A 13,420-nucleotide genomic window follows, 5' to 3' on the forward strand; every position below is an offset into this window, starting at 1 on the left:
ACAATGAATATTCGTTCCCTAACCATGAGATGGTTAACTTTGATGTTACTGTTGGTTGCAGGTGTGCAGCGTGCAAAAGCACAATATGTGTATAAGATCAAAGCAGATACCGTGCGCATTTACAATACCTGCGATACAGCCGAACTGGTGCTGCAAAACCGCACCCAGAATGTGCTGGGGTACCTTTATAACAAAGGTGGTGGCGTTACTGAGTTTCGTGCGCTGAATCCGGTAGACTTGATTTATAAGTCTAACGATACGTTGTACTATCGACTGTCCAGTGGCCAGATCGGATCTGTCAAGATAGGTCTGTCTGCTGCAGAGCAAAGCAGTTCTTTTATCCTGAACCAAAATACCGCTGCGCAAACTAGCGCCAATGCGTGGATCTCTGGCTACTTCAAGGCAAATACTGGCTACCAATCTATCCGCGCTACGGCTGCTAATGGCACCGGAGACTATTCTATCCTGGATCTGGCATCCGGCTCAAATCGCTGGGGGCTTGGCAGAATGGGGCAGGAGATGGGCAGTAACAGCGGTACTGATTTCGTGATTAAGGGGTACAGTGATAACGGTACTGAAATTGGAAATTATCTGAAACTAACCCGCGTCAACAAGGATGCGACGTTTGGGGGACACATAAAAATAGGGGATAGCACTGTGACCACGGCGGCTACCTACTTCGATTACCGTAGCCTGAATGGTACTCCCATTACATCGTCTTACGGTGTCGGTTTTACTAGCGGCACATCTGGTGGCGCAGGCATGACATCGGTTTCCGGGACCGGGCCAGGCCGGAGCCTGATAGTGCCTTTTAATGGTACGGCGCCCGTATTTTCCAGCAACGGCGGCGCCTCCTGGGATACCGTATGGCACGCCGGCAATCACACAAAGGGAAATCAATTCAGCCAGGTCTTTGCTAACGGGGTAGTGTTGTCTACGCTGACTACCAATGCATCTGGTCACGTAACCGGATTGGGTGTAAGGACATTAACCCCTGCGGATATTGGCGCTGCACCCTCCAATTTGCCATTGGCCACTGTGTTAAGCAACGGCAATATAGCTAGCAACAACATTATGCTTGGCGATACCTCGAGTACATCCAACTATGCTTACTTTGTATCCCGCAAGCTGAATACAGGCGGCTATTCCCAATTTATGTCTATAGGATTGGATTCTACAGGCCAAATTGGAATGCGTAAAGCGACGCCAGGCAATTCGGGTGCGAAGGATAAAATACTTTATCTCCCTTATGGAGGTACCACATTACTGTATTCCCCGGATAATGGAACAAACCGGTATGGATTATGGCACGCCGGTAATGATGGTGCAGGATCGGGACTGGATGCAGATTTACTGGATGGAAAGGATGCCGCGGGATTTATCCAAAACCAGGCATCTTCCCCGCAGGCTGCCGCAAATGCCTGGGTAAGTGGCAGCTTATCAGCCACTACCTTATATACTTCCGCTCCTCCCGGAACACCCCAGCATTTCTTCTATACCGGAACAAATCAGCAAGTAACTACTGCCTCAAGAAGGTGGCTGTTTACTTTCGCGAATGCAGATGGAACGAATGTTGGTAGTGATTTTGCGCTGCAACGATGCGATAATACAGGAGGTGTTAGTGGCACCCCGTTGTTCTTACAACGCTCAAACGGTTTTGTGGGTATAAATAGTACTGCCCCTACCGATCAATTGACTGTAAACGGCAACTCAAGAACAATAGGGATTATTGCAGCGGAACGCCCCTCAACAGCTTCAACAGGATATTTCGCTATTAAAAATGCTAACAGTTTATACCGATGGTCGATAGGAACCTCCGGTGTAGAGTCTACGGGTGCAGCCGGTGCGAATTTTACTGTATTCGCATACGATAGTTCTGGAAACCTACTTCGTTCCAATGACTTATTCATTAACAGGGCATCAGGATTTGTTGGTATCGGTACAACAACTCCTGATGTGAAGCTTCAGGTGATAGGTTCTGCAAAATCTAACTTGCTGTATACAGATGTCAGCACCAATGTTTATCATTACTTGCGTACAGCCAGTGGCATAAATCGTTGGGCTTGGGGATCAACTGGTGCAGAAAGCACCGGAGATTTAGGAAGTAACCTTACGCTTTATTCTTTTGCAGATGCAGGGACAACAAAAGCAGCGGTAATGTCGTTCGATCGCGCTAATACGCGGGTGGGCATAAACCAGGCTGCGCCCGGACAGCGTTTATCTGTAGCCGGCTCATTTTCTGCAACAGATTCTGTTATACTGACAAAACTAACCGGCTCAGGATTGGTTAAACAGACAAACGGCTACCTAACTACAGCCGTAGCGGGTACGGATTATGTACCAGCGACTGGTGGAACTGGTTACATTCAGAATAATCCCACCGCTACGCAGAGTGCTTCTTTCATTATCAATGGTACCGCTTCCTTTAAAACGGAAGCTTATACGGGCTCCATCTATCAAAACCAGGTCACGTCCAACTATCGTAGTGGCATGTATGTGCAGTCAACCGGAAGCATAAACAACGTGTTGACTGGTGCGCCGGCAAACGGTTTCATGTGGCGATGGCTTTCTGTCGACAGCGGAACGCTCAATTACACGTCGGACGCAAATGAAAAAATGCGCCTCACTTTTGATGGAAGATTAGGAATTGGCACGAACAGTCCGGGTACTACGCTGGAAGTGGCGGGTGTAGCCGCCGTATCCGGCAGCGCAAATGCATTTATGTGGACCGACAGAACGCTTGCCGGCAACAACAAATGGCAGTGGTATTCCTCCGGCGGAAGTACTTACCTGTTCGATGGACTGAACCAGGTAAACCGTGTTGCAGTGTCTAATGCCGGTAACGTGGCTATTGGTAAGGACGCTGCGACGGCCGGTTATAAGCTGGATGTTAACGGTTATGTCCAGTCTACCGGCTTCTACCAGTCATCCCTCCGTAGCCTCAAGAAAGACATCCAACCTTTCACCGCTTCCGCCACAAAAATCTTGGATTCCGCACAGGTGCGCACCTTCGTTTATAAAGCAGATAGCGCCAACATAACCCACATCGGCTTTATTGCAGACGAAGTACCGGATGCCATGGCATCTCCCCAACGACAAGGTGTAGACCAGGCAAACACCACGGCATTGCTGGTAAAAGCCCTGCAGGAAACTACCGCCCGCCTGGAAGCCATGGAAAAGCGCGTAGCCGAACTGGAAAAACAATTGAAAGAGAAAAAATAGATATTGATTAATATGAATTGCCACTCCCTTGCCTTCAGATCCCTGGTTGCCTTAGTGTGTATGTTTATCAGCGTAGCACCGCTTCGGGCTCAGTATGTCTACAAGATAAAAGCAGACACGGTGCGCATTTACAACACCTGTGACACCGCGGAGCTGGTATTGCAGAACCGCACACAGAACGTAGCCGGGTTTCTGTATAACAAGGGGCAAGGTGTTACGGAATTCCGGTCACTGAGTGATAGCTTTATCCTGAACCAGAATGGCAGTAAGCAGCCGGCAAACTTTAGCATTAGCGGAAGTGGTGCCGTTGGCGGCAGCCTGAATGCTGGCACCTGGATGGTCGCGAAAGCAGGATTTTATGCAGACCGGAACACGGTTTCATCAGGGACTGTTGGATACGCATTGCGTGATTCTACTTCCCGGATGCGCTGGGGTATTGGTACCCAGACACTGGAAACCAGCGGGGATGTAGGAAGTGATTTTTCAATATTCCGTTATCATGACAATGGTTCCAATATTGCAGCATCTGATTTCGTGATCCGGCGCCTTAATGGCAATGTGGGTATCCATAATGCATTACCCGCAAATACCCTGGATGTAAATGGTACAGGGTTCTTTAGCGGGAATCTCTCCTCAAATGGCATATTTACGGTTAGCGGCGGAACAATTAGCATGGCGAATGCCTCCAGTAACATGCTCATGTTTCCAGGGAATAACGTGAACAGTGCTCCCGTTCACGGCGTCAGCCGTAGTACCGGTACCAAGGTGGTACTATTCCCAAGCTTTTCAACCCTGAACACAGACTACGCCATAGGGGTGGAGGATAATAATATGTGGCTCAGCGTACCCGGTAATAAAGTCGGTTTCAAGTTTTATGCAAACGATACGGCTGTGTCAAAGATAGATGGCCAGGGCAACGGGGAGTGGCTTGGCCGCGGCCGTTTCGGCGGCTCCAGTAGTTCCAACCAGATCATAGGGGCCGGCCCCGCTGCAGAAGTACATTACGTAAATGGGAGTGCACTCTTTCAGGGGTATGACCGTACTGCGGGTGCCTACCTGCCTGCAATGATAACGGGCGGCGTGGGAAACACTACTAAATCGCTGCTCCTGAATAGCGCGGGCTATCAGTTCTTAAACCTGCCCAATGCCGGCCTCCTGGGAACTGATGCCAGCGGTTACCTGAAGGATGTAAGCACGACAGAGAACCTGAATACGGTAGTGCATCGGGGCGACGCTACAGATGCTTCTATCACAATTAATCCCCATGGAAATGCCTTCAGGTCGCTGCTGGTGTACCGGGACTCCGATACTTCCGTAACATATACCACATTCGGAAACAACCGCACAGCTGCTACCATAACGTTTATACCAGACACCAGTAAAATATCGAAAGCCTATAACATCAGCGTTGGAGCAGGAACGCTTACTTACTATAATGCCGGCCAGTCAGAAAATATATGGAGAAGTTCCAACCACGTACCTGGCGACACCATCAATATTTCCACAATTGCCGGCAGTGTATTGAGTAGCATTGTCACAAATGCAAGCGGGCATGTGAAATCCGTTTCTACGCGTTCATTGTTACCCTCCGATATCGGTGCTGCTCCTGTAAGTGGTGATACCAACTACATTATGTCGCAAACGGCAGTGGAGCAACATGCGAGTTTTTGGATTGACGGCCTGGCCAATGTAGGAAGTGTGACGATTGGGCATGGAGCTGATCCTTCCGCGGCTTTGCTTATTGCCAAAGCCGGTTTCGTAACCTTCTTGGATAATCGGTATAAATATGGTAACCGTGATCATAAGTTTCTCCGTGTAAACGACGTTGGCCAGCTGACGCAGGACTCTGTCCGGTGGGCGGATCTATTCTCAAAACCTACTACCTTGAGTGGTTATGGGATTACAGATGCCATTCAGAATCAGGTTGCCAGCGCGCAGCATGCATTCTTCAACATCGACAGCTCCGGTACAGCAAAGCTGTTTTCCGCGTATAATAGTGTTACTGGCGGAAATGCAGGCTTTTCAGTGCAGTCAGGCGGTGGTATCCGTTATTTTATCAACATTTACAATGGTAAAATGCTGATCGGCGGAAATGGGATGTGGCCAGGTACCGCACCTATAACCATTGCCTATGCAGGGCTTGACAGCGGAAATGTAGGCATCAATACGCCGTCTCCAACTGCAAAGCTCCATGTAACGGTAATGAGCAACACCCAGCAGTCACTGTACCTGGATCAGAAAGGAAGTAATCTGATCGTGGCGCCATCTTCCGGAGGAGGCACTGTTACAAAAATAGATAATACACTCGGCGGGCTGGCCTTGCAAGCCAGCACCGGGGCTGGCAATATGGGCATAGGTCGTGGCCCTACGACTTACGCAAAACTATCTGTGCTCGGCGTCATCAGCTCTGCCCAGGGCGGCTTCCAGTTGGATAGTGTATACACAGAGTCACCCATGAGGATCTATTCTAATAATGGTTCCGGCCATATTGATTTTTCCGCCCACAGTGCCAGTACCAATAAATTTGGCGTATCCATGTACGTGCCGGATAACACGGGTGACTTCCGCATTCAAACCGCACCGGTGGTTGCAGGTACGGGCACGCTATCTTATACGGATCGCGTTACGGTACTGAATAGTGGTAAGGTGGGCATTGGCACCACAGCGCCAGCAACAATGCTGGACGTTGTGGGCGACATCCATGCCTCTGGTGCCATCACTGCCACCAGCATCACTCAGACTTCGCTGCGCAGTCTCAAAAAAGAGATCAAACCATTCACCGCTTCCGCCCTGAATATCCTGGATTCTGCTCAGGTAAGAACGTTCATCTTCAAAGCCGATACCACTAATACAACCCGTATAGGCTTCATTGCTGACGAAGTGCCAGATGCAATGGCCGCTACCGGAAGAAAAGGGGTGGAAGAAACAAATACGGTGGCCTTGCTGGTAAAAGCCATCCAGGAAATGAAAGCAGAAATGGATGCCATGAAGGAAAAGGTTTCACAAGTGAATGCCTTGGAACAACGCGTGCACGACCTGGAAATACAACTTGAAAAAAAGAATAAATAGATACAATGAATATCCGTTCCCTCAACCTGAAGTGGCTGTTTGGGCTGTTGCTTGTTACCCTTAGCGCGCAAGTGGCAAGTGCTCAATATGTGTACAAGATCAAAGCAGATACTGTACGTATTTACAATACTTGTGATACTGCAGAACTGGTGCTGCAGAATCGTACGCAGAATGTATTGGGCTATCTTTACAACAAAGGCGACGGTGTCACTGAATTCCGGGCCCTGGGAGCAGTGGACTCTATGTACAGGCATAATGATACCCTTTTTTATCGTACCGCTGACGGGAGGACAATTCCGGTGAACATGGATATGGAAACGTTCATCCGGAATCAAGGTACAGTTGCTCAAAACGCCCGGTTTAACATTACGGGGTCGGGAATAGCGGGCGCTTTCTATTCCAGGTTAAATACGACATCCTCTGGAACCATCAGCTTTTATATGCAAACAGCGGCTTCGGCTCCACGATGGAATATTGGCACCTATAATGTAGAAACCGGCGTAAACGACGATGGAGCAGATTTCAGCATCTGGAATTACAATAACGCAGGCGCAAATATTTCCCAACCTCTCAGGATAACCAGGGCAACTTCTGCTGTGACGTTAGGAGGAACGTTAAGTATTTTTAATATTCCCGCCAGTACATCAGCAGGTCCGTTCTTAATCAGTAACGGGAAGCAGGTGCAATCGCGAACGGCGGCACAGGTGCTGTCGGATATTGGTGGTGCGGCTGCCTATGATTATGTTAATAGAACAGCGTCTAATACCGATCCAACCAGTATTACTGCTTTTACAGGCGACCTTAATACATTGGCCAATACCTCCATAGCGCTCCTGAGCAGTGCCGCCACTAACAAGCCCTCATCCGGTACTGGTTATTTGTTTTCAGGAGGTGATAACAGCAGTATAACACCTAATAAATTTCAACTATATGGTGGGGTTAGCTTGAATGATGATGTCTGGTTTAGGTACGGTACATCTGGTGGTACCTGGAATTCCTGGTACCAGATTGCATCGAGAACCTGGGCTAACGCTAATTTCGCGCCGGTAACTATGCCGTTGTCTACAGTGCTTTCCAACGGCAACACCGCGAATAACAATATGGTGTTAGGTGCCGCTGGGAATGCAAGTCAGTATATTTACCAGGTAATAAGAAATGTGTCCGGCAATAACTATTCTTCCATACTTGGGATAGGTGATCTCGGGCAAACGGTGATCAGCGGCAGAAATTTGACAAACCAGGCTACGGCAAATTATATATCCCTTATGCCAGGAGCTACAGCTCCCACATATTCTCCGAATAATGGAACTAACACCTATAACATATGGCACTCCGGTAATGACGGCGCAGGATCAGGACTAGATGCGGACCTATTGGACGGCGTAAGTGCGTCCGGATTTATAAGTAACCAAATAGCGACTCCGCAAAACGCCGGTTTTTGGGTAAATGGTTTCGGGGTGGCAGCTACATTGAATACCGGTGCAGCAACAGGTACTATTCAATTCTCAACAAATAATGGGACTTATGCAGCTAACGGCTCAGGGCATAGATGGTCTATATATCATAGCACAGCTGAAGCTGCCGGTAATGTTGGTAATGACTTCAACATTGGCAGATATGACAATGCTGGTGCTTTTATGAGCTCAGTCTTGACAATACAACGCTCAACCGGTAATATTGGTATTGCCACACAGACCCCCTCCCAAAAATTGGATGTAGCAGGAAGTATAGCGGCATCCACCAATGTAATAACGCCTACTGTAACCACCCAAACAATTAGTTCCGGGGGCGGTACTACCAGCCTTTCCCTACAGTCGGGAAGCACGTTGACGCTTAATCCGGGAACCAGCATGGTCAATGTCAACGGTAGTGTGGTTGCCACCGGCTACCTGACTGCCGGTACGGCTTTAACCGTGACGTCAGGATCTGTGCAGCTTCCTTGCCAGGCGGTTAGTGCGTCTACTGGATTGGCAGGTGCTTACACCACAGTTGTTAATACAAGCGGCATAACATTGACATTGCTCAGTGCATCTTCATGCAAAGGAAGGATCTATGAAATAGTCAATTCCAGTACCGGTGCGATAACCATAAGTTCTGTACTGGTATTTGGAACTGCAACCACTTCCATCCCGGCAAAAACCAGCTGGAGGATCCAAAGTGATGGGACCAACTGGCAGCTGCTGTCCCGCTCAAATTAATTTTTATGAAACTATTCCTGTTAGTAATACTTAACTTCTTTTTTACCCTGTCCGCCATCGCGCAGATCAATGCGCCCAATCAACTCGTGCCTCACTCTGCCATTTACAGCAATGTAACCTCCGGGCGCTTCCAGAAAAAGACCACCGGCACGTTACCAAATGATAACCAGTGTGTCACCACATCGGAGGTGAAAACACTGGTATGGCTGCAGGAAAGTTACCTGCCCGCTACCGCCAATCAGTTACCTACCTGGCAGCAGCTGGTGCCTTATTTTGCCAATACCATGCAAACCCAAACCTTCCAAAAGACTTGTGCTGCCGGTTACACCGGCAGTTACGTAATTGATACCATTCCCGCCGGAACCTATGTTGATTCGACCTTGGCTAATGCAAATGCCAAGGCACTGGCCGACCTGGCAGCAAATGGGCAGAATAATGCCAATAACAAAGGTACCTGTACCACCACCTGTGTGGGGGTTGATAAGAAGATGATCAACGGGGTCTGTGAAACTGCCGTGAGAACCTGTGTCCAGTCGCTTACAGTCACTGCTACAAAATATCAGAATACCTATCACTATACCTGGAGTGACGGTTCCATCAGCGATGATTTTACCGTAACCGAATCCCAGCCTTGCATAATGCAATAACAATCATAAAACTTCCATAGCAGCCTGCGCGGGGAAACCTCCACAATTCCTTATCTTCACCCCAAAACAACCCTACTTCCATGCGCAGGCTCCTCCTCCTGGCCGTCCTCCTGCTCGCCCTCACCGCACAGGCACAAACGACCAGCCTTCAATCTCCGCAACAATTCCTGGGCTACACCCTCGGCACCCAGTACACACCCTATTACAAAGTAGAAGCCTACTTCCGTTACATCGCCGCAAACGCACCGAATGTACGCCTCCAGCAATATGGCACCACTTACGAAAACAGGCCCCTGCTGCTGGCGGCTGTCAGCGCCACGGAAAACATCAACCATCTCGAAGACATCCGCCAGCAAAGCGTTGCCGTGGCCAGTGCAAACGGCAAATTCGCAGACAACGCCCCGGTCATTGTATGGCTTAGTTATAACGTGCATGGCAATGAAGCCTCCTCCACGGAAGCCGCTATGCAAACCCTCTACGAACTTGCCAATCCCGCCAACGCCCGTACCAGGCAATGGTTGCAAAACACCGTGGTGCTCATAGATCCCTGTCTCAATCCCGATGGGCGCGAGCGCTTCGTGAACTTCTATAATCCAATACGCCGCAAAATGCCGGATCCCGTGCGCGCTACCCGCGAGCACCAGGAACCCTGGCCCGGCGGCCGCTCCAATCACTACTACTTTGACCTGAACCGCGACTGGGCCTGGCAATCCCAGAAAGAATCCCAGCAACGCCTTGCGGCGTACAACCAGTGGATGCCCCAGGTACACGTAGACTTCCATGAGCAACAACCGGACGGGCCTTATTATTTTGCACCGGCTGCAGAGCCAATGCATGATGTAATAACGCCCTGGCAGCGCAGCTTCCAGGTGACCATCGGGAAGAACAATGCAAAATATTTTGATGAGCAGGGCTGGTTGTATTACACCCGCGAGCGTTACGATCTTTTTTATCCCAGCTATGGTGATACCTGGCCCCTCTACAATGGCGCCATTGGCATGACCTATGAACAAGCCGGCGGCAGCCCTTCCGGCCTGGCAGTGCTGCAGCGGGATGGGGATACGCTGACCCTCGGTGCCCGCGTAGCTCATCACTTTACTACCGGCATGTCCACCATTGAAGTGGCATCCCAACAGGCAAAACAGATCAACAACGCCTTCCAGGAATTTTTTGTGAACGCCGCCCAGCACCCGAAGAACGAGTTCAAAGCTTACGTGGTAAAAGCCGGGGGCAATAATGAAAAGCTGCGCAACCTGGCGGCTTTGTTGCAGCGCAATCATATCCAGTTTGGGTATGGTGCTGCTACCGGCAGCACATCCGGCTATAATTACTTTACAGGCAAAACAGAGAATTTTTCCATTGCCCCGGAAGATATGGTCATCAGCGCCCTGCAGCCACGTTCCACCTTGCTGCAGGTGCTTTTTGAGCCCAATTCCCACCTCACAGATTCTGTGACCTACGATATTACCGCCTGGGGCATCCCCTTCGCCTACGGGCTTACCTCGTACGCGCTGAAAACCCCGTTGAAGGCGGCAGCGGACTCCCTGCCTGTGCATCGTTACCAACGCATGGCGGCTGGCCATCCCTACGCTTACCTGGCACGCTGGAACAGTGTAAAGGATGTGAAATTTCTGGCAGGCCTGCTGGCAAGGCATGTGAAAGTACGGTATGCAGAGGTGCCGTTTGGCGCAGGTGGTAAAACCTATCCTGCCGGCACCCTCATGATCACCCGCAGCGGCAATGCCTTCCCCGGCTTTGATACCACGATCACCTCCCTGGCCGAGCAAATGCAGATAGAGCTGGATACCACAGCCACGGGCTTCGTGGACAAAGGATCGGACTTCGGTTCTACCAGGAACCGCTACATCAAACCGCCCCGCGTAGTAATGCTGGCAGGCAGCAATGCTTCGTCGCTGAAAGTAGGGGAGATCTGGCATTACTTTGAGCAGCAGATCGATTACCCCATTTCCATCGTGAATGAAGAAGACCTGCGCGACCTGGATTGGGAGGAGATGGATGTGCTTATCCTGCCCAGCGCCGACTTTACCATCCTCGGCTCCAAGGCCACTACAGATCGCCTGCGCAACTGGATCAGCGCCGGTGGGCGCCTCATTGCCATGGGCCAGAGCGCGGCAGATCTCTCTGTGACCGGCGACTGGGGCTTTCATCTTAAACATGACCCGGACATCGCCAAGCCGGATCCTTACCAGCATATCAAACCCTATGCAAACCGGGAGCGCGAAGAGCTTAAACAAACCATCCCCGGTGCCATTTACCGCATTCACCTGGATAATACACACCCCCTGGCCTTTGGCTATGGCGATGAATATTACACCCTCAAAGTGAGCGATGATATTTATGAGTTCATGGACCACGGCTGGAACGTAGGCTACCTGAAGAAAGACAGCTATCAGACAGGGTTTGTAGGCGTGGATACCAAGGCCCGCCTGCAGGATGGTATGGTGATGGGCGTAAAGGATATTGGCAACGGCGCCCTGATCATCCTGGCAGATGATCCTGTATTCCGCGCATTCTGGGAAAATGGAAAGCTGTTGCTGGGAAATGCGATCTTCCTCGTGGGACAATAGGAAATTATTTCCGCTTCACACTGCAACCCACATCATCACCTTTATGATCACTGATGGACTTGCCCTCAGCAAGGGCTTCCAGGGCATTTTGCAGGTAGTGCACCTTTACCTGCGCCGCATTACCCGGGTTGTCGTCAATGCCGCCGCTGTATACCAGCCGGCTGTCCTTGTCAAACAGGAAACAGTCTGGCGTATGGTCTGCGCCAAAGACATCAGCCAGGTGGGAGTCTTTGTCCAGGGCATAGGGCCATTTAAATCCCTGGGCCTCCGCATATACCTGCATGGCGTGAAGTGATTCGTTGACCTCCCGGTCGGCTTCATTGGCATTGAGAAGGATTACACCAATATGATGCGCCTGTGCGTACTGGCATACGGTGTTAGTGCGGGCCTGGTTGCGCAGCACATAAGGACAAACGTTACTGGTAAACATGATCAACAGCCCGTTAGTGCCCATGGCCTGGTGCAGGGTGGTTTCCTGGCCGCAGGCGGTGCGCAGGGGCTCATCGGCATTGGGTAGATAAGCGCCGGTAGGCAATGCCAGCGTGGCACCAGTACGTGGTAAAGGCAGGGCTGACAGCAGCAGCAAGCTAACTACAACAGCTTTCATAGGAGATGGTTTTAGGGAACAACTCATGTAAATATAACGAAATTATTTAATAAATCAACGGGCGCCGGCACCCTCGTTGACCTCCATCTGCCCCGCCTTCGTTATATTCCGCATCTCCTTCAGCACCCGTATCGCCGCATTCAGTTCAAACCCCACCAGCAGCACAAATGAGTTCAGGAAAATGTACAGCATCAGGATCATCACCGTACCAATGGAGCCATAAATGCGGTTGTAGTTATTGAAATGATTCACATACCACCCAAACCCCAGCGTTACCAGGATCATGAACGTAGTAGCCAGCATAGCCCCTGGCGTAATGTAGCGCCAGCGCTTTTCCACCGCCGGCCCAAAGTGGTACAACAGGGCAATGATGGAAAAGAACAGCAGCACAATGATCACCCAGCGCGCTATGTTGATCACGATGCGCACCCGCGCATTGCCGATGTGCAGGTACTCCAGCACATAGCGCAGCAAAGCGCCCTGCATTACCAGCAAAGCCAGCATAATGATAAAAAGGATCACTAAAAAGAAGGTAAGCCGCAGCGCCATCAGCCGGTGCTGGTACCACTTGCGCTGCCGGAAGCCCGGCAGGTCTTTTGAAAAGGACACCAGGATGCCCATCACCGCATTGGACGAGTAAAAGAAACCCACCAGGAAGGAGATGGACAACAATCCATTGTGCTGGGTGTACATGAAATCGTGGATCATGCCCTGCACGATCTTGAACGTGTTGTAGTTCGGGGTAATGTCTGCCGCCAGTTCATAGAGGGTCTTCTCCACGTTGCGCAGGGGGAGCAACGGCACCAGGGTGAACAGGAAGATGCAGAACGGGGGAATGGACATCAGGAAGTTAAAGGAAATGGCGGCTGCCCGGCTATTGAGACTGCGGTTCCGGGTCTGGGTGCCAAAGAACTTCACCGTATCGTACAGGGAGCTGCCCTCAAAGCCACGCAGGAACAAACGCTGCGAACTGCGTTTTACCCACCGCAGCGGGTGGAAATTGCGAAAGAGGGAACCGGTTTTGGTCATAATAAGTGATGGTCAGGGCATGACGGTATGAAAAAAAGCAAATCTAGTAAATAATTGATT

7 protein-coding genes are annotated in these 13,420 nt (G+C 50.4%); 5 read left to right on the forward strand and 2 right to left on the reverse strand.

The features are described from left to right. The first annotated feature begins 3 nt into the window (after positions 1-3). The 5 genes from DCC81_RS20835 (at position 4) to DCC81_RS20855 (ending at position 11,724) form a co-directional block, all read left to right on the forward strand. The gene (locus DCC81_RS20835) at positions 4-3,222 is read left to right on the forward strand and encodes a tail fiber domain-containing protein (RefSeq protein ID WP_133177752.1); all 3,219 of its coding nucleotides are present in this window, start codon (positions 4-6) and stop codon (positions 3,220-3,222) included. A 120-nt stretch (positions 3,223-3,342) separates the two neighbouring features. Continuing rightward, positions 3,343-6,291: a tail fiber domain-containing protein gene (locus DCC81_RS20840; RefSeq protein WP_133177753.1), complete on the forward strand. Its 2,949-nt coding sequence runs from the start codon at positions 3,343-3,345 to the stop codon at positions 6,289-6,291. A 5-nt stretch (positions 6,292-6,296) separates the two neighbouring features. Then, positions 6,297-8,489, forward strand: coding sequence for a beta strand repeat-containing protein (locus tag DCC81_RS20845; RefSeq protein WP_108688615.1), 2,193 nt, complete (start codon positions 6,297-6,299; stop codon positions 8,487-8,489). 5 nt (positions 8,490-8,494) lie between these two features. Further along, positions 8,495-9,136, forward strand: a complete 642-nt coding sequence (locus tag DCC81_RS20850) for a DUF5977 domain-containing protein (protein ID WP_108688616.1) — start codon at positions 8,495-8,497, stop codon at positions 9,134-9,136. A gap of 80 nt (positions 9,137-9,216) precedes the next feature. Continuing rightward, a complete protein-coding gene (locus DCC81_RS20855; protein WP_108688617.1) occupies positions 9,217-11,724 on the forward strand; it encodes a M14 metallopeptidase family protein in 2,508 nt (835 codons plus the stop codon). A gap of 4 nt (positions 11,725-11,728) precedes the next feature. Here the strand turns inward: DCC81_RS20855 and DCC81_RS20860 are convergent, their stop codons facing one another. Next, on the reverse strand, positions 11,729-12,331 hold the full coding sequence (locus tag DCC81_RS20860) for a redoxin family protein (protein ID WP_165806677.1): 603 nt from the start codon (positions 12,329-12,331) through the stop codon (positions 11,729-11,731). A gap of 54 nt (positions 12,332-12,385) precedes the next feature. Then, entirely contained in the window at positions 12,386-13,360 is a 975-nt protein-coding gene (locus DCC81_RS20865; RefSeq protein ID WP_108688619.1) for a YihY/virulence factor BrkB family protein, read from the reverse strand. Between the last annotated feature and the right edge of the window lie 60 nt (positions 13,361-13,420).

It is taken from the genome of Chitinophaga parva, from assembly GCF_003071345.1.
Classification (GTDB): Bacteria; Bacteroidota; Bacteroidia; order Chitinophagales; family Chitinophagaceae; genus Chitinophaga; species Chitinophaga parva.

Coding starts and splice junctions, on each gene's coding strand:
- DCC81_RS20835 (WP_133177752.1), top strand. CDS start 4: ATGAATATTCGTTCCCTAACCATGAGATGGTTAACTTTGATGTTACTG.
- DCC81_RS20845 (WP_108688615.1), top strand. CDS start 6,297: ATGAATATCCGTTCCCTCAACCTGAAGTGGCTGTTTGGGCTGTTGCTT.
- DCC81_RS20850 (WP_108688616.1), top strand. CDS start 8,495: ATGAAACTATTCCTGTTAGTAATACTTAACTTCTTTTTTACCCTGTCC.
- DCC81_RS20855 (WP_108688617.1), top strand. CDS start 9,217: ATGCGCAGGCTCCTCCTCCTGGCCGTCCTCCTGCTCGCCCTCACCGCA.
- DCC81_RS20860 (WP_165806677.1), bottom strand. CDS start 12,331: ATGAAAGCTGTTGTAGTTAGCTTGCTGCTGCTGTCAGCCCTGCCTTTA.
- DCC81_RS20865 (WP_108688619.1), bottom strand. CDS start 13,360: ATGACCAAAACCGGTTCCCTCTTTCGCAATTTCCACCCGCTGCGGTGG.